This is a genomic window from Mesorhizobium sp. WSM4820, from assembly GCF_055811075.1.
Window position 1 is genome coordinate 400,244 of record NZ_JBVVQN010000003.1, and the last position, 16,028, is coordinate 416,271.

General features: G+C 60.8%; 16 protein-coding genes. 6 read left to right on the top strand and 10 right to left on the bottom strand.

Annotation, left to right across the window (positions count from 1 at the left end; translation table 11 throughout):
* Positions 1–58: 58 nt before the first annotated feature.
* The gene (locus tag AC0L2R_RS07880; RefSeq protein ID WP_473508342.1) at positions 59–631 is read right to left on the bottom strand and encodes a GNAT family N-acetyltransferase; all 573 of its coding nucleotides are present in this window, start codon (positions 629–631) and stop codon (positions 59–61) included.
* A gap of 109 nt (positions 632–740) precedes the next feature.
* Between AC0L2R_RS07880 and AC0L2R_RS07885 the strand changes: the two genes are divergently transcribed.
* Positions 741–1,136 carry an acyl-CoA thioesterase gene (locus AC0L2R_RS07885; RefSeq protein WP_023761257.1) on the top strand — a complete coding sequence of 132 codons (396 nt, stop codon included), beginning with the start codon at positions 741–743 and terminating at the stop codon, positions 1,134–1,136.
* Positions 1,137–1,336: 200 nt separating this feature from the next.
* Here AC0L2R_RS07885 and AC0L2R_RS07890 read toward each other — a convergent pair whose 3' ends face one another.
* Complete coding sequence (locus AC0L2R_RS07890; RefSeq protein WP_167366537.1) at positions 1,337–1,705, bottom strand: winged helix-turn-helix transcriptional regulator; 369 nt, start codon at positions 1,703–1,705, stop codon at positions 1,337–1,339.
* A gap of 92 nt (positions 1,706–1,797) precedes the next feature.
* On the opposite strand from AC0L2R_RS07890, the gene AC0L2R_RS07895 reads away from it, so the two are divergent.
* The gene (locus tag AC0L2R_RS07895; RefSeq protein WP_473508343.1) at positions 1,798–2,403 is read left to right on the top strand and encodes an NADPH-dependent FMN reductase; all 606 of its coding nucleotides are present in this window, start codon (positions 1,798–1,800) and stop codon (positions 2,401–2,403) included.
* Between the two features lie 98 nt (positions 2,404–2,501).
* Here AC0L2R_RS07895 and AC0L2R_RS07900 read toward each other — a convergent pair whose 3' ends face one another.
* Positions 2,502–2,933, bottom strand: a complete 432-nt coding sequence (locus tag AC0L2R_RS07900; protein WP_473508344.1) for a winged helix-turn-helix transcriptional regulator — start codon at positions 2,931–2,933, stop codon at positions 2,502–2,504.
* Positions 2,934–3,036: 103 nt separating this feature from the next.
* Between AC0L2R_RS07900 and AC0L2R_RS07905 the strand changes: the two genes are divergently transcribed.
* Positions 3,037–4,017, top strand: a complete 981-nt coding sequence (locus tag AC0L2R_RS07905; RefSeq protein WP_473508345.1) for a quinone oxidoreductase family protein — start codon at positions 3,037–3,039, stop codon at positions 4,015–4,017.
* Between the two features lie 113 nt (positions 4,018–4,130).
* Here the strand turns inward: AC0L2R_RS07905 and AC0L2R_RS07910 are convergent, their stop codons facing one another.
* From AC0L2R_RS07910 to AC0L2R_RS07930, 5 genes are all read right to left on the bottom strand, one after another.
* Positions 4,131–4,343 carry a hypothetical protein gene (locus tag AC0L2R_RS07910; RefSeq protein ID WP_473508346.1) on the bottom strand — a complete coding sequence of 71 codons (213 nt, stop codon included), beginning with the start codon at positions 4,341–4,343 and terminating at the stop codon, positions 4,131–4,133.
* A 127-nt stretch (positions 4,344–4,470) separates the two neighbouring features.
* The gene (locus AC0L2R_RS07915) at positions 4,471–5,106 is read right to left on the bottom strand and encodes a hypothetical protein (RefSeq protein ID WP_473508347.1); all 636 of its coding nucleotides are present in this window, start codon (positions 5,104–5,106) and stop codon (positions 4,471–4,473) included.
* A gap of 22 nt (positions 5,107–5,128) precedes the next feature.
* On the bottom strand, positions 5,129–6,457 hold the full coding sequence (locus tag AC0L2R_RS07920) for a gluzincin family metallopeptidase (protein WP_473508348.1): 1,329 nt from the start codon (positions 6,455–6,457) through the stop codon (positions 5,129–5,131).
* Between the two features lie 119 nt (positions 6,458–6,576).
* Positions 6,577–8,442 (bottom strand): TPR end-of-group domain-containing protein, encoded by a 1,866-nt coding sequence (locus tag AC0L2R_RS07925; protein WP_473508349.1) that lies wholly within the window; start codon positions 8,440–8,442, stop codon positions 6,577–6,579.
* A gap of 527 nt (positions 8,443–8,969) precedes the next feature.
* The gene (locus tag AC0L2R_RS07930) at positions 8,970–10,694 is read right to left on the bottom strand and encodes a hypothetical protein (protein ID WP_473508350.1); all 1,725 of its coding nucleotides are present in this window, start codon (positions 10,692–10,694) and stop codon (positions 8,970–8,972) included.
* Positions 10,695–11,576: 882 nt separating this feature from the next.
* Between AC0L2R_RS07930 and AC0L2R_RS07935 the strand changes: the two genes are divergently transcribed.
* Entirely contained in the window at positions 11,577–12,812 is a 1,236-nt protein-coding gene (locus tag AC0L2R_RS07935) for a class I SAM-dependent methyltransferase (protein ID WP_473508377.1), read from the top strand.
* Positions 12,813–13,307: 495 nt separating this feature from the next.
* Here AC0L2R_RS07935 and AC0L2R_RS07940 read toward each other — a convergent pair whose 3' ends face one another.
* Together AC0L2R_RS07940 and AC0L2R_RS07945 are read right to left on the bottom strand one after the other, a co-directional pair.
* The gene (locus AC0L2R_RS07940; RefSeq protein WP_128247243.1) at positions 13,308–13,949 is read right to left on the bottom strand and encodes a hypothetical protein; all 642 of its coding nucleotides are present in this window, start codon (positions 13,947–13,949) and stop codon (positions 13,308–13,310) included.
* A 128-nt stretch (positions 13,950–14,077) separates the two neighbouring features.
* Positions 14,078–14,410, bottom strand: coding sequence for a helix-turn-helix domain-containing protein (locus AC0L2R_RS07945; RefSeq protein WP_473508351.1), 333 nt, complete (start codon positions 14,408–14,410; stop codon positions 14,078–14,080).
* Between the two features lie 250 nt (positions 14,411–14,660).
* On the opposite strand from AC0L2R_RS07945, the gene AC0L2R_RS07950 reads away from it, so the two are divergent.
* Both AC0L2R_RS07950 and AC0L2R_RS07955 read left to right on the top strand, forming a co-directional pair.
* On the top strand, positions 14,661–15,320 hold the full coding sequence (locus AC0L2R_RS07950; RefSeq protein ID WP_029349151.1) for a L,D-transpeptidase: 660 nt from the start codon (positions 14,661–14,663) through the stop codon (positions 15,318–15,320).
* Positions 15,321–15,330: 10 nt separating this feature from the next.
* A complete protein-coding gene (locus tag AC0L2R_RS07955) occupies positions 15,331–15,843 on the top strand; it encodes an OmpA family protein (protein WP_473508352.1) in 513 nt (170 codons plus the stop codon).
* The last annotated feature ends 185 nt before the right edge of the window (positions 15,844–16,028 follow it).

Here is a 16,028-nt window from a genome sequence, read left to right on the forward strand (position 1 = left end):
ATTTGCAGTTGGTGTCCTGCCCGAAGCGGCCTTTGCCGCGTCGCCAAGCGGTCCAGCATTACACGCCATCATCAGCATTTTGCGTGAAATCATAACGCATGATCGGGCGGGCTGGCACCCTGCGGGCGACGACCCTGAACCCGGCGCGAGCGAAGGTGGAGGCGTATCCGCTGCCGGAAGCGCTCGGCGATACGCCGGCATCAAAAGGATAGGCCTCGAGTGCAGGGGCGTTTGCGCGCCTTGCAGCTTGCAGCGCCGCTGCGATCAGGTGAGACGTGATGCCTTGCAGGCGGTATGCTTTTCGCACGTAGAGGCAGGACAAGGACCAGACCGGCGCATCATCCACTCGCTTGAGCTGCCACAGCCGATCGAGCCAGGGCGCGGCATCTCTGGGCGTCACCTGACACCAGCCGACAGCAGTAGCGCCGTCGAAAGCGAGTACGCCTGGAGGCGGACCATGCTCGACGGCTTGTCGGAACGCAGCCTTGTTTTCCTCGCCTGGTCGCTTTCGATAAGAACTGCCGATCCGCCCGTACATACACCAACAGCGACTGCAGACGGCGCTCTCACCGAACAGCTCCTCGAGCGCGGGCCATAGATCTGATGTCAGAGGGCGAGAGGTAAGTTCCATGTCAGCTGCCTTTCTCAACTCGCTGTGCGCAGTCTAGCACCTGGCAGCGCGTTGACGCATCGGTGCCATCCCGATAGGGGAGAAGATCGATATCGAGGGGATTTGGCGCATGGTGCATTACGCGGACGGACGGCCGATCGGCGATCTGACGCTGAGGACCTTGGCCATGCCTTCGGACGCCAATGCGGCGGGCGACATTTTTGGCGGCTGGGTGATGGCGCAGATGGATCTGGCCTGCGGCATCCGCGCCGCCGAGCGCGCCAAGGGCCGCGTGGTGACGGCAGCGGTGAAGGAAATGTCGTTCGCCAAGGCGATGAAGATCGGCGACACGCTGTGCATCTATACGCATGTCGAGCGCGTCGGCCGCACCTCGATGACGCTCAAGGTCGAGGCATGGGCGCAGCGCTACCTCTCCGACCTGATGGAGAAGGTCACCCACGCCGACTTCGTCATGGTGGCGCTGGACGGCGAAGGCAAGCCGAAGGCAGTTCCGGCGGAGGGCTGAGTTACCTTCTCCCCTTGTGGGAGAAGGTGGCCGCGCGAAGCGCGGTCGGATGAGGGGTGGTCCAGCTTGGCACCGACGGCACTCCGTCCAACACCCCTCTTCCGTCTTGGCGCTGCGCGCCAATCCACCTTCTCCCACAAGGAGAGAAGGGACGGCGAGACGAGCGGCTCGCTGCCGCAAAGCCTTGCGGCGCAAAGGTTTCAGGCATGTATCTCATCGAACTTTTCGCGAGCGGCCTTGACCCGCTCGGTGTTCTTGCGCGCCCATTCGCCGAGCGCGCCGACCGGTACAAGCAGCTCGTAGCCAAGGTCGGTCAGCTCATAGTCGACGCGTGGCGGAATGGTCGGAAACACGGTGCGGGTGACGAAGCCGTCGCGCTCCAGCCCGCGCAACGTGGTGGTCAGCATCTTTTGCGAAATGCCGCCGACGGCGCTGCGCAATTCGTTGAAGCGCAGCGGCCCGTCACCGAGCTTGCCGACGACGAGCACGGTCCATTTGTCGCCGACGCGCTGCAGGATTTCCGAGATGGCGCGGCAGTCCTCGGTGCGGTGCGGGTGCCTTGGTATCAAAAAGGTGCCTCCTTGCGCCTCGTGAGCACAGTCACTCATATAGCTCAGGTATCTAAACGATACCAGAAATTCGCCTGAAGGAGAGCCCCTCTATGTCCAAACCCAAAATCGCCATTGTCGTCGGTTCGACCCGCGCCGCACGCTTCGCCGACGTTCCGACCCAGTGGATCGCCAAGATCGCCAAGTCGCATGCCGACATCGACGTGGAAGTGGTCGACCTGCGCGACTTCCCGCTGCCGTTCTTCGACGAGGTCGCTTCGTCCGCCTGGGCGCCGTCGCAGAATGAAGTGGCAAAGCGCTGGCAGAAGAAGGTCGCCGAGTTCGATGGCTTCATCTTCACCGCCGCCGAATACAACCATGGCCCGACCGCCGTGCTGAAGAACGCGATCGACTACGCCGCCAATGAATGGAACAAGAAGTCGGCCGGCTTCGTCGGCTATGGCAGCGTCGGCGGCGCGCGTGCCGTCGAGCAGCTGAGGCTGCATGCGGTCGAGCTGCAGATGGCGCCGGTCAAGTCGGCAGTCCATATCGCCTGGGGCGATTTCCTTGCCGTCCGGCAAGGTGAAAAGAAGCTCGAGGAGCTCGAGCACCTGAACCAGGCGGCGACCGCGCTGGTCAACGACGTTGCATGGTGGGCCAAAGTGCTGAAGGCGGCGCGCCAGGCCGACGCGGTGGCCGAGGAAGTCAAGGCGGCCTGAACCGCAGACCAGGACAATCCTCCCAAGGGTTTATGCCTAGAAGGATTCCGGGGGGCGGCGCTTGCGTCGCCCCTTTTGATTCAGGCGGTGGCTGGTATTCAGGCGATGGCTGGCTGCCGCGCCTGCCGAGGCTTGATGATGCAATCGGCGAGGCGGTCCATCTCGTTCAGCTCATCCGCGTGGTGCTGGCCCCACGCGCAGAGCGCCAGAAGGATAGGCTCGAGGCTGAGGCCGAGGTGCGTCGCCGAATATTCGACGCGTGAGGGAATCTCGGCAAAGATCTCGCGTCTGACGAGGCCGTGTTCCTCCATTTCGCGAAGCTGCTGGATCAGCACTTTTTGGGTGATATCAGGCACCTGCGTCTTCAGCACCGACAGCCGCCGGGGGCCGTCGAAGAGATGGTAGAGAATGACAGCCTTCCATCTGCCCGAGATCACCTTCAGCGCGCGTTCCGCCGGCAGCAGCGGCAGTCTCTTGGTTGGCAGCCTTTTGGTCGGCCCCGTTTTGGTCGGCCCCGTTTTGGTAGGCATGGCCATGGTCACCTCCTGGTCAGCAGGGGACAAATGAGTGTGTAGTCGCGATCAGGCAGATAGTGGCAAACAGCAGCCGATGCCATAGCGATGGATGCATGCCATGAGAGCCATTCAACTGAACCGTTTCGGCGGTCCTGACGTCCTGGACGTCGTCGAGATGCCGAAGCCAGAGCCGCAAACAGGCGAGGTGCTGATCCGCGTTCATGCGGCCGGCGTGAATTTCTTCGAAGTGTTGATGCGCGGGGATCGCTACGCGGTGACGCCGCAATTGCCGATGGTTCCCGGCGTCGAGGCTGCCGGCACCGTGGAGGCGCTTGGTCACGGGGTCGACATCTCGCTGGCCGGGACACGCATAGCTGCGCCGCTGTTCGCTTCGAAGCGCCCGTTTGGCGGCTATGCCGACTATGTGACGATCGATGCAAGGCTGGCCGTGCCTTTGCCCGATGCGCTCTCATTCGACGGCGCGACGGCTTTGATGGTGCAGGGACTGACGGCTTTTCATCTGCTGCGGCAAAGCCCGCCAGCCGGCAAATCGGTGCTGGTCACTGCAGCTGCAGGCGGTGTTGGCTCCCTGCTGGTCCAACTCGCCAAACGCCAGGCCGCCAGCAACGTGATCGCGGTCGCCGGCAGCAGGGTCAAGCTCGACCTTGCCCTGTCGCTTGGTGCCGATGCCGCGGTCGATTACAGCACGTCGGATTGGCCCGCGCGAGTGCGGGAGGCGGCTGGCGGCGCCGGCGTCGATGTCGTCTACGACATTGTCGGCGGCGCGATGACGGCGGCATCGCTGGAGGTTCTCGCGCCAGGTGGAGAGCTGGTCTTTGCGGCGCTGGGCAGATACGCAATCGGCGCTGCGCAACTGGAAGCGATGATCACCCGGAACCAGTCCCTGCGAGGTTTTGCCCTGCTTCCGCTGCTCTCCGCCGACGGCCTCAGGGCCAGCCTGTCGGAGCTTTTCCAACTCGCCGTCGGCGGCCAGCTTGCCGTGACGCAAAGCGGCCGCTATCCGCTCGACCGGGCCAACGAAGCGCACCGCCTGCTGGAGGAGCGCCGCTCGACCGGCAAGGTCGTGCTGATACCTTGAGTGGTGTGGTCGATTACTGCGCACGGGCTCCGTGCAATGCGTGTGCTCAAATGGTGGGAACAGCGCCAGGAGCCGACTTCTGGCGGGCCGTATTGCAGAGGGTGAAGGCCCTTCTAAATGACTATTAAACCTTGTGCGGCGTCCTCTATATTGCCATTCAATTTGATCACAACCGAGCGTACCTTATTCGCATCGTTGTCCGCGTTTTCAGTTGCCTCAGCAATCATCGGCAGTCTTGTTTTTTCTGTCTTCGAATCATCGACATGGACTTCAATTTGATCGTCCGGTTGCGCGCCAGCCCGATCGAATGAGGCGTAGAATTTCAAGTTGGCCGTCAGAAGCTCATCGCCAACAATGTCAAAGTATCCAATGCCCCCTTGACGATTTTAACAGGGCTTACTTCCAGATAATCTATATCTACAGCCATATGAAACTCCCTCATGTTCGACGAGATCAATCTAGATCGCCTGCTTTTCGTGGCGTCCATCCGCTTGATCTTGCCATCACGCCGCCCGATCTACCCATGCTGCCACCGGATCTGCCCATGACGCCGCCCGATCTACCCATGCCGCCGCCCGATCTGCCCATGCCTCCGCCATGGGCCTCTCCAGATAACAGGATTTGCTCGAGTGACCCCGTCTCTGCGTCCAACCTGAGCGAATGGTCACTCTTGTCGTAAATCCATACTTTCATGTCCTTGGAGAAAGCCCCAATCTGAAAGCCGAGACCCGTTCGCGCACTGGAGCCGGGAACTCGGGACAGTCTTTTGTACGCAACTTGGTTGTCGGCATCGGTAGGGGGAGGGTCGTCGGGGTCGAGGCCAGCCCCATGGACGAGAAAAATCGCTGGCGGAGCCAGTTCATAAAATGCTCCTTCAAAGGAAAAAGAAAAAATCCGTGCCAAACGCGCGTCAGGGTGTTCCTTCCCATCGGGACCAGCAACATGTTCGAGCTGGCGTCGCAGAAAATTGTTGTTTCCTGGTCTTGGCAAGTTACCGTATATGTCGACTCCTTTCAAAGTCACGTCTTCAAGCAGACGACCAAACAGATATACAGACGATACGCCAAGTAATGTTTCATTATCTGACATCTTCCTCTCCACTCATTATTATCTAGCTAGACATCGACCTCGCTAACAGAACTCTTTCTCGATAGCTCATCTTCGGAAAATTAGATATATCTCTCGGCAGCAAGGTGCGCGCCGAATGGGAATGGCCGCGGCGCGGCCTATTGTTGATCCGCCTGCCAGCGTGCAGATCGCCGATGCCCCGACGCCTGAAATTGCGATCGATGAGCCTTGCGAACTCACCCCCCGTCTCGACCTCGTCGACGGCGAGCATCGCCGTCGCGACATCTCCATAGTCCAGAAAATCGGGCCCCAGAGCCCATAGGGTTTCGGCCAGATACATCCCGACGACGTCGCGCGCATCGAGCAGCGCCTCGCGGAAACCGTCGGTCCGGCGAACGAAAGCACGGTCGAATGCGTCCTGCAGCGGCGCCCGGGCAGCCGGATCGGCCTCGGCGACATCGGCGAGATTCTCGACCTCGGACGAGATCAGGCCGCGGACAACCAAACTCTCGTGAAAGATATCGACCAGGATGTCGAATATCGCGCCGGTGAGCGGCTCCGACAGGTCATGCTCGTTCTTCCAGCCGTGAACGAATTCGGCCATCGTCCGCTGGTTGTTCGCCAACCTTATCTGGCTATGCCGCGAAAATTCCGAAAAGCGCGCGAGACGGTTGGCCAGATAGAGGTTGCCGCGCGTCTCGCCCAGCACATTGTCGATCACCGACGGAAAATGCATGGCGGCGATCAGCGACACGCAGTCGGAGAAGGCTTCCTGGAAGCCGACATATTCGGGGAACTCTTTGCCCAGGCCCGGCACGCCCAGCACGGCGAAGGCTATAGCGTGGCCGACCTCGTGGGCGATGATGTCGAAGTCGAGGCTGAAAGGGAGGATACTTCCGTCCGTCTCGAACTGGCTGCCCACTTCGAGATAGCCGTAGCCGAACTGCGCATTGTTCCATGTCGGCAGAATCGAGATTTCCAGACGCTCATGGTGATCGCGGAAATGCCATGCAACCGACTGGCCGAGATAGCGTTCCCACACATCGAGCGTGAACCGCACGGAGCCGAAGAGATGCGCGGCCTCGAAGCCGGGCATCGATGGCTGGTAGTGATCGAAATTGCCGCGCTCGTCGGGCACTGCCGGCGCGAGGATATTTCCTGTCCAGGGCGGCAGATAGATAAACGGCGTTCCCAAGGGCGCGCGGTTCACGCCATAGGGCCTGGTCTTGCCGACCGGCTCCACGACATACATTCGATCGTCAGACGGGCCGACACCGACGCTTCCGAGCGGCGATGAAACCGTGACGATTTCAGGGCACGCTCGAGCGTCCTCGAACGGAGGCTGGACAAAGAGCCTGAACCGGGTCGCCATCCCAGTACCCCACGACCTGTATTAGCTTAGCATAAATTAATCTCCGTTGCTTGGCGAGAACTTCATAAGCAACGTAAGCCTTTTGTTTGTCGGGTCGGCGAACGCGCGCCGGCCCCGCTCTATTCCGTGAGTTCTATCAGCCTGGGGTAGCGCGGGTGGCCGCGAATGGGCTCGAAATCGGAGTCGTTCTTGAACCACAGCTTCATTTCCGTGCCGACCTGAGGCAACCAGGCCTCCAGCAGGTCGATCGACCGGTCGCTCTCGCCCAGCAGCGCATAGGTGCAGGCGGCATTGTACTGGATGTTGATGTCGCCGGATTCGGTCGCAAGGGAGCGCTCGAGCCAGGCCAATGCTCGATCGTGCTCACCGAGGAAGGCGAGCATGATCGCGCCAAGGCATCCGACATTGGCATTCTCCGGGTGGAGCCTTAACTCCTCCTCGGCCTTCCCTATCGCGATCCGCGCATAGTTTTCGGCTTGATCGTTCTGCCCGAGCGAGCGGAAGACGTTCACGAGCATAACCGGCGCACCATAGTCCGCCGGCTTGATCTCCATTGCCCTCAGGAAATACGTCGCTGCCATTTCGAACTGACCCTGGGTCACGCAGAACTCGGCATAGTACCGATTGGCCTCATGGCAGTTAGGATCGATGGCCAAAGCCCGCTCGAAGGCGGCAACTGCCTCGGCGCGGCGACCAGCGCCCGAAAGGGCGTGCCCCATGGCCGCATACGCTTCTGGCAGATTGGGGTCGATAGCCAACGCCTTTGCAGTGGTTGCCAGAATATCCTCGACCTGAATGTCGAAGCCAAATTGCGAGCGGAGCCGCGTGTTGCAGACCGCGATGCCGGCATAGGCTCGAGCATAGCTCGGGTCGAGTTCGATAGCCCTGGCGAAACTTTGCCTGGCCATCAGGTGGTTTGCCTTCGACGCGATGTGGTAATACTCGCGGCCTCTCAGATAATGCGTATAGGCTTCGACATTCTCGGTCGGCGCTTGCTCGATCGCCTTCTTCTCCTCGGGAAGGAGTTTGACCTTGAGCTGCTCGACGATTGCCTTGGTGATCCCGTCCTGCACGGCGAAGATATCGGTGAGGTCGCGGTCATAGCGGGCGGCCCAGACGTGGCCGTCGCTCGCCCCTTCGGTCAGTTCGGCATTGATCCTGACGCGGTTCCCGGCTTTGCGGACGCTTCCCTCGACCACATAGGCGACACCGAGTTCACTGGCGATGTGTTCCAGGTTCAGGGCGCGGCGCTTGCAGGCGAAGACGGTGTTGCGGCTGAGCACGAAGAGGCCCGAAACGTTGGACAGGTCCGTGATGATGTCCTCGGTGATGCCGTCGCTGAAGAACTCCTGGTCGGGATCGTTGCTCATATTGGCGAAGGGCAGGACGGCCACCGAAGGCTTGTCGGGGCGCGTCCCAATCTCGCCGGTCCGCATTTCGTTGCGCGAGGCGACATTCCCCCAATTGGCGAAATAGACATGCACCGGATGGGACATGTTCTTCACCGTCCTGGCACCCTGATCGGCGAAGTCCACGCCGAGTTTGTTGCCAACCTCGTGGCGCACCGCCTCCGAACAGGCAATGCCGCCGGGTACGGCGAGACCTTGCAACCGGACTGCCATGTTCACGCCGTCGCCGTAAAAATCGTCGCCGTCGAGGATAAGATCGCCGAGATTAATGCCCATCCGAAACTTGAAATGGCGGTCTTCCGGGATCCCGGCGTTGCGCTCTACCATCCCGCGCTGGATTTCTACGGCACAACGGGCGGCGTTGAGAACGCTGCCGAATTCGACAAGCAAGCCGTCGCCCATCACCTTGAAGATGCGCCCGCCATGCTTGGCTACAGTGGGATCGAAGAACTCGCGGCGATGCTGGCGAAGCGCGCCGAGCGTTCGCTCTTCATTTGCTTCCATCAGGCGACTGTAGCCTACCACGTCGGCAGCCAGGATCGCCGCCAGACGGCGCTCAACCCGCTCCTCGGACATGCCGTCTCCGAAAACGTCGATACTACACGATTTAACGGCATACCGGTGAAGGTTTTTCGATGTGGGCCGCAACGCGAGGGTGCGGGCTGGGATCGACATCAGCCCGCGTTGGAAAACCTCCCAAGCAGGAAGCCGCGGGGTAAGGGTGGATGCTATGGGGAAAGCGCGGGGCTGGCGGTGACCAGCGGGCCGACAGCCGCAATCGGGGTGGCCCCAAACCTTGTGTCGGTCGGCCCTGCGCCTCATTCAGGTCGTTGAGATCAGTTTTGCCGTTTCCTGAAAGCAGACATAGCCAACGAACACGCAGGAGATCATGGTTGCGCCAGGAACCAACGATCCCGCCATCGCGGACAAGGGCTGAATCAAACCATTGACGTTACTCTACGCTGAGATTCTGCCTCTGAGCGGCGGCACACTCTTCCAAAAAGCAGGATGTTTCGAAGCACGATCAATCGCTTGAACGATTAGGCCGAAATAGCGGAATCCGCATGCAATAAATTGGCGAGGTTCTCGTCCCGTGTCGTCGATCAATCCCGGCGCGGATCGTAAGGCCTGGCGGCCTGTTGAGCGACGCGCTCGCGGTACCTCGCGTCGGTACCACTTCGGTTTTCCGGCTTGGTAAGCGTTTCGACAGGCTTCCCGAGGACGACCAGCAGCGCGTCCCATTCTTCCTGGCCGAGCGTCTTGTAGCGGTACTTCAGACCCGGCGAAGCCAGGAACTGCTCGATCTCACGCCGCGCGAAAGAGGCCGCAGGGCCAATGCGGCGAAAGCCGCTTCGCACGGCATCGGTAGCCGCGGTCAGTTCGCTGAAGCCATACTTGCCCGGATCGTAGACGGAGTACTCACGCAGCAGCCGCAACAGGTCGGGCACGGCATCGACGCCGCGCTCGCCCTGGCGCTTGATCAGGCCGGTGGCAAAGCGGCTGACCGCCGGATCGGCGAGAATTGCGCGCTCTTCCGGCAGAGGATCGGCGTATGCACCTATAGGGAGGCCGGCCAGGGCATTGATCCAGTGGCGCGCCTCCTTCTTGTCGGTGGCCGCGAGGTAGCGGCTGGCGGCGAGCCGCCCCAGATCGGCGGAGTCGCCATCGACCTGTTTGATGATCGCCCACAGCCCGTCTGAGGATCGCACCCGCGGGTCCTCCAAGATGCGAACCAGCAGACGCCGGTCGCTCTCGCCGAGCGGCTGGTCGTCCGCGCGGAACGAGTCCATCCACTGATTGGCGAGCGCGAACGCGGGATCGCTCACAGGCTTAAGCGGATCGTCGAGCGCTCTGGCAAGTTCCGCGCGCGTTCTCGTTTTCGCCGCTTCGATATCCACGCCGCGCGAAACGCTGGTGTGGTCGAGTAGCAGCCGGTTGACCGGAACCTCGGCATACATCCTTCCGTCACCGAGCCGCCGACGCGCCCAGCCGAACCGGAAGTTCTCGATCCCGCCCGAAGCCCCGATCAGCAACGGCGCCGCCGGGGCAAAGATCGACAGGATCGACTGCCGCAGCAGCACCTGTTCACCGGCGTCGGTGATGGTGAGCGCCTTGCGGTGGGGTGCGGAGGGTTCGAGCGACCAATCCACCCGTCCCGATCGGGGCTTGGCATCGGGCACGGCGGGGCCGTCCTCGATCGCGATAGTGAGGTCGGGTTCGGGGGCGTCGTCGCTTTGCAGCAGCGCCTTGCCCTCTGACATCATCAGGTTCCATTCGGCTTCCAACGCGCGCTGAGGGGCGAGCGGATCGGAGGCATCGTAGCGCCGCTCTTCCAGCAGGCCATGCCCGAAGACGGTGCTTCGTTTGCCGGGCGTCGAGTCCGGCACGATGCGATAGGTATTGGAATGACCGCGAAGGGTCTGGACGCGGACTGAAGTGACGCCCGGGGTCTTGAGCAAGGCCGCGCACAATGCGTCGCAACGGCCCTCGAACGGGCGGGCGAGGAGAATGTCGCCGTTGAGCGCAATCGGTGCGCTCGGCTGAATGTCCGGCTCCTCCAGGCTGGCCAGCATGCCTCTCGCCCAGGTGAGGCCTGGCTGGGGGATGGTCCAGAACAATGCCAGCGTCGCGGCGCCCGATATGACGTTCAGAGGAACGCCTGAAACGAAACTTCCGAGCAGCAAGCGGAAGAGCGCGAAGGCGACGCCATACATGAAGGCCGTTGGCATCGACGCGAGGATGAGCCCCGGGATAATCAGGAAACTGCCGATGATGACCAGCCATGGCATTGTCAGCGCCACGAACGCGCCGACGCCGGTGATGATCAAGTAAGTCTTCAACCACATGCGCGGAACCTTACCGCGCAGGACTCAAAAAAATGATAAAGCCACTGTTCTCGGGTCGGTGCCGTTTTGGGAATCCGCCCGTTGACGAATCTCGTTACGCGCACCTCAAAAAGCTGTCAATCGTCCGCCTTTGGAGGCTCTGGCGCCTCCATCAGATGACCGACTCGGTGAAGGTTTTTCGATGCGGGCGCGCAACGCAGACATCGGCCCGCGTTGGAAAACCTGCCAAGCATCATCAGGCGATCTGGCCTTCTTCCGTGACCTGGCCGGTCTTGCACTAGGCTGACACCTTCGCCGCCTGGCTCGCGCCGCTACGCAAATCCGAATGGGTCGGAGATAGTTGCGCTGCGTCTCCCGTGAGAAACGCCACATGTTCATGTCGCCGATCAACCGCTGGCGCAAAGGGCTGATGGATGTGCATCGAGAGCGGGATGGGTCATGGTCAGGCTCCTTGTTGAAGAAGCCCGTCATGCTCTGCCGCCGCCGAATGACGCTCAATGCGGGCGCGACGACCGGTCCCTGATCTCTACCTCAACCGCAGGCGCCTCCCGCCTAGCGGGTTCGTTCTCCGACCCGAAGCAGAGTCTCACACGCGACGGCGGCATGGCTGCTTTGCGCCGCATGTCCGCCCTTGAAGCGATCTTTGCGATTGCCGGATAGCAGACGCTGCCGGCGACCACCTTGGACATCTTATTGCGCCAGGGCAGACATTTCCGATCGCGGGGCAGGCGGCCCCGGATGGGTCGCTACTTCGGCATTGGGAGGAGACTTCTGAAGTCCGATCCCTCTCCGCCCCAGATCGGTATTGATGTACCGACACCGGGCAGTCATACTTACGGGGCAAGTGACGAGAAACGAGCCACAATGCGTCTGCTGCCAAATCTGCTCTCCCGTTTTGTAAAAAACGGGCGCCTGACTGTCATATTCGAGGACGGTTTCAGGCAAGCCTTCGGCAGTGGACAGGATGGGCCCGACGTGACGATCCGCCTAACCGACAAAGCGGTCGAACGCGAGATCTTCTTCAATCCGGAACTGAAGGCGGCCGAAGCCTACATGGATGGCCGCTTGGTGATCGAGAACGGTGGCAAAGCATTTGACCTCTTGTCACTTTTTTCTGTCAACCGCACTGGGTTGGCAGCCCACCCCGTTCAGAAGGGATTGCGGAAAGTCTGGCGTGCGTTGCGCCGACGCCAGCAGAACAACAAGCTCGGTCTCGCCGCAAAAAACGTTCAGCATCACTACGACATCCCGACGAAATTTTATGAGCTATGGCTCGACGAGACAATGACCTATTCGTGCGCCTATTATACGGCACCGGACAACAATCTGCTGCAAGCGCAGATGGACAAGCATCGCCACATTGCCGCGAAGCTCAAGCTAGAGCCGGGCATGCATCTGATGGAAATCGGCTCAGGCTGGGGCGCTCTCGCCATCTATCTCGCCAAGTATTGCGACGTGAAGGTCACGGCGATCAACGTTTCGACGGAGCAATTGGCGGCGTCTCGGCTTCGAGCGATCGAGGCCGGGGTCGCTCATCAGATCGATTTTCGCGAGGTCGACTATCGCGAGGTCAGCGGACAATTCGACCGTGTTGTCTCGATCGGAATGATGGAGCACGTAGGCGTCACTCATTTCGACAGCTATTTCACAAGCATCAGTAGATTGTTGAAGGAGGGCGGCTTCGCATTGGTTCATGCGATCGGACGCATGTCACCGCCTGGTACGACGGCGCCGTTCATCCGCAAGTATATCTTTCCAGGTGGGTATGTGCCGGCTTTGTCAGAGGTGTTTGCCTCGTTGGAGCGCACGGGGATCTGGTGCGCCGACTGCGAAAATTTGCGGCTGCACTATTACTGGACGATCCACGATTGGCGTCTCGGTTATGAGGCCAGGCGCGAGGAGGCAGTCGCCATGATGGGCGAACGCTTCTGCCGTATGTGGGATTTCTATCTGGCGTCGGCCGAACTCGGCTTCCTAAACGGTTCAAATTTTGTTTTCCAGATACTGATCTCGGCTCGCCGTGACGATGTCCCAATCATCCGCGATTATATTGTCGAAGAAGAGCGACGCCTACTGAGCTCGATGCAGACGAGTGCGTAGTTTCGCTATCTACACCGTGGGCCCGGTCCGCTGGTTAGCTCGCCCTGCAGGACTCGGATGACATCATCGTGGGGGGCTTGCAGCTGGTGGCGAGTCATTTCTAAGGGAACGCGTTTCGGATGCGCTGTACGCCCGAGCTTCCAGCCTCTACGACGACAAAGCGCTCGCCACGCTCGCTGTTGCCATCGGCCAAGTCTCGTTTTTCATCGCGGTCGCGCTGTTGGAAAACCACTGCCTGGGCGCTCGCCAAGCGAAAGGTGGCGCTAGGAGTTACGGGTACGCGTTCGTCCCGACATGAATTCGGGCTAGGCGTTCGTGCCAAAAGACGTGATGTGAAGCCGGCGACTATCCGTCGGCTCTACCAAACACATCGCTTCGCCAATAGATGGGCCCGGCTTTCAAAGCGGTCATCGTGTTGCCGGCCAGTTGAAGTGGCCTGCGATAGGCGACTAAGCCCGGATGCGCTGTATCACCCTGACTACATTGACCTCCCGCTTAAAGAACGCTCTTTTCAGGGCCATAAGCTTTGGCGAGACGGACCATGCCTTTCGTGCGAAGGCGTTGGTACCAATAGAATAGTATCATCAAGCCGGTTGTTGTGCCGGCACCAAGGCACAGTGCAGGCGCCAACGCTGATCCGACATATAGTGCTAGAAGGGTCACGCCCGCCGCCGCGACAATGGCATTTACGAAAGCGATCATCGTCGCGGCTGTGGTCAGATGCGCCAGGAGCGGCCCGGCACGCAGCGACGGTTCGGCGTCGTTTTCTGGCCAACGGCCGAACTCTTTGGAAAACTGAAAAGCAGCATCCTCCCCCAGCGTTCGGTAGTAGGCCCTGATCCGGGCGATGCCGATATGGGCCTGCATGTTCTCGGCGGCTATATCGATCAGCCTTAGGACGGTGAAGCTACCCAGCAAAAAGAGCGATGGCAGCACGGCTAGGAGAAACGGCTGAAGGAATTCAGGCGACTGCGCGACAAAGCCCGTCGCCACTAGAGCGCTCGATAGAGACATGATGTAGATGGTCGTTCGCGACGCCATTTCGCTGATAGTTGCGCTGATCGCCGATTGCTGCACGAAATGCTCTGTCGTGAGGGCCGCGAGAAGCGCGGTGTGGGGTGTTGTCATGTCGGCCATTTTATATCTCCTGTGGTGAGCATGCCGCCGCTGGCGCATCCTGAGCGACAGAGCCGTCGACACAGGCTGCATGCGCCTACGCGATTGTGCAGATGTTCAAAGAGTGTTCATCAACTTGGCAATTCCGTTTAAATGGCGCCGGAATTCGGCTTGCCCGAAGCCTGTATAACGCCGGAAATCGCGGCTCGCATGGGCTTGATCGAAATAGCCTTGCTGGCGGCCAATTGCGCCAGTCCGCCGGCGGGCGCGTCGGCCAGCAGAGCCCCAACTAGTCGATAATAGGGCATGACGCCCGCGTATCGTTTTGGTGAAAGGCCCACGAGGTTCCGGAACAGTCGATAGAGCGAAGAATAGGACAGCCCCAGCACGGCCGCGGCAGTAGCAACGCCCTGGTTTGGATCGGCATCTATGAGGCGCACGGCTTCCGCAAGATTTTGAATCTGCTGGTGGGCATTGCTCACACGTCCGGATAGGGCAATGTCGCAACTACGCTCGGTCCCAAACAGTCGCGCCAATTTGGTTAAGGTCCTGGATGGGGTTTAGGTTAGACGTTCGTCCTCGGCAAGATTGTCACAATTCGGTCACTCGCCGCCAAATTGCCGAATGTCCGGACACGGCGGACTGAAGCAACGCAGCATTTTCCACTTTGAGGCGAAGTAATTCTCAACTATGGTCCGCCAAGATTTTGGCATTGGGGGGGGAATATTGCCGATGGTTTTATCACGCAGGGGTGTCGTGCTCGGCGGCCTGGCGCTGGTCGCGGTGGGTGCAACCAGCAATATTGCTCAAGCCGCGGCGGCAAAATCCTTTTTCGCCGGTACCGCCAGCGACAACAATTTTGTCTATCGCAAGACCAACTTCGCCAAGATCAACAAGAGATGGCATCGCCAGATCGTCAAGTATTTCAGCAGCGAGCCGGTCGGCACCGTCGTGGTCGATACTCGCCACCACTTCCTCTACGTCATCATGGAAAACAAGACCGCCATCCGCTATGGCGTCGGCGTCGGCAAGGACGGCTTCAAATGGTACGGCCGCGCGACGATCGACCGCCGCGCGCTGTGGCCGCAGTGGGTCCCGCCCCCCGAAATGCGTAAGCGCAGGCCGGACCTACCGCACATGGTCGCAGGCGGCGCGTCCAACAATCCGCTCGGGCCGCGCGCGCTCTATCTGCACCGCAACGGCGCCGACACCGGCTACCGCCTGCATGGCACGCTGGAGCCATGGAGCATCGGCACCGACGCTTCCAGCGGCTGCATCCGCATGTTCCCGGAAGATATCATCGACCTCTACCAGCGCTGCCCGATCGGCACCGCGGTGCAGGTCCTGCCGCACATCGCCGACCAGGCGCCCGCTTCCACCACTGTCGAATGATTGGCGCCTCATGAACCGCATGATTGAGAACACGCGCCGGCTGCTCGCCGCCGGCCTGCTGTTGCTGGCCGCATCCTGCTCGACCAGCAACACGCTGGCCCCTTCCACGCCCGACATCACCAACACCGAGGTTGCCGGCTTCCAGAACGTGCAGCCGGGCAGCGAGGAGGATTTTATCCTCAATGTCGGCCGCCGCACCTATTTCACGCAAGGTTCGGCCGCGCTCGATTCTGTCGCCAAGGCCACCCTCGACACCCAGATCGCCTGGTTAGCAAAGCATCCGCGCTGGCTGCTCAAGCTGCAGGGTTTCGCCGACGATCCCGGCGCAAGTGAAACGGCGCTGTCGCAGCAGCGCGCCGATGCGGTGATGGACTACCTCGCCGCCGGCGGCATAGGCCGCAGCCGCATGTGGGCCAAGGGCTACGGCAAGGACAGGCTCGTCCGCGACTGCCCCGACACCGCCTGCAGGTCGCAGAACCGCCGCGTTGTGTCTAATTTGCGCGATGAGAGGGACGAGCCGTAGGGGCTGCTGTTCTGCTTGTGACCCGAAGCAGAGTCTCACACGCGACGGCGGCATGGCTGCTTTTGCGTCTCATGTCGGCCGTAAAGATCAGCTTTGCGGCTTCCTGAAAGTAGACAGCGCTGGAGGTCGCCGTTGCGCCATTGCCAAGTACCGAGCGAGCTAATGAGACGCCGGGCCGTCCTCGA

Coding starts and splice junctions, on each gene's coding strand:
- AC0L2R_RS07880 (WP_473508342.1), bottom strand. CDS start 631: ATGGAACTTACCTCTCGCCCTCTGACATCAGATCTATGGCCCGCGCTC.
- AC0L2R_RS07885 (WP_023761257.1), top strand. CDS start 741: ATGGTGCATTACGCGGACGGACGGCCGATCGGCGATCTGACGCTGAGG.
- AC0L2R_RS07895 (WP_473508343.1), top strand. CDS start 1,798: ATGTCCAAACCCAAAATCGCCATTGTCGTCGGTTCGACCCGCGCCGCA.
- AC0L2R_RS07900 (WP_473508344.1), bottom strand. CDS start 2,933: ATGCCTACCAAAACGGGGCCGACCAAAACGGGGCCGACCAAAAGGCTG.
- AC0L2R_RS07905 (WP_473508345.1), top strand. CDS start 3,037: ATGAGAGCCATTCAACTGAACCGTTTCGGCGGTCCTGACGTCCTGGAC.
- AC0L2R_RS07915 (WP_473508347.1), bottom strand. CDS start 5,106: ATGTCAGATAATGAAACATTACTTGGCGTATCGTCTGTATATCTGTTT.
- AC0L2R_RS07920 (WP_473508348.1), bottom strand. CDS start 6,457: ATGGCGACCCGGTTCAGGCTCTTTGTCCAGCCTCCGTTCGAGGACGCT.
- AC0L2R_RS07925 (WP_473508349.1), bottom strand. CDS start 8,442: ATGTCCGAGGAGCGGGTTGAGCGCCGTCTGGCGGCGATCCTGGCTGCC.
- AC0L2R_RS07935 (WP_473508377.1), top strand. CDS start 11,577: ATGCGTCTGCTGCCAAATCTGCTCTCCCGTTTTGTAAAAAACGGGCGC.
- AC0L2R_RS07940 (WP_128247243.1), bottom strand. CDS start 13,949: ATGGCCGACATGACAACACCCCACACCGCGCTTCTCGCGGCCCTCACG.
- AC0L2R_RS07950 (WP_029349151.1), top strand. CDS start 14,661: ATGGTTTTATCACGCAGGGGTGTCGTGCTCGGCGGCCTGGCGCTGGTC.
- AC0L2R_RS07955 (WP_473508352.1), top strand. CDS start 15,331: ATGAACCGCATGATTGAGAACACGCGCCGGCTGCTCGCCGCCGGCCTG.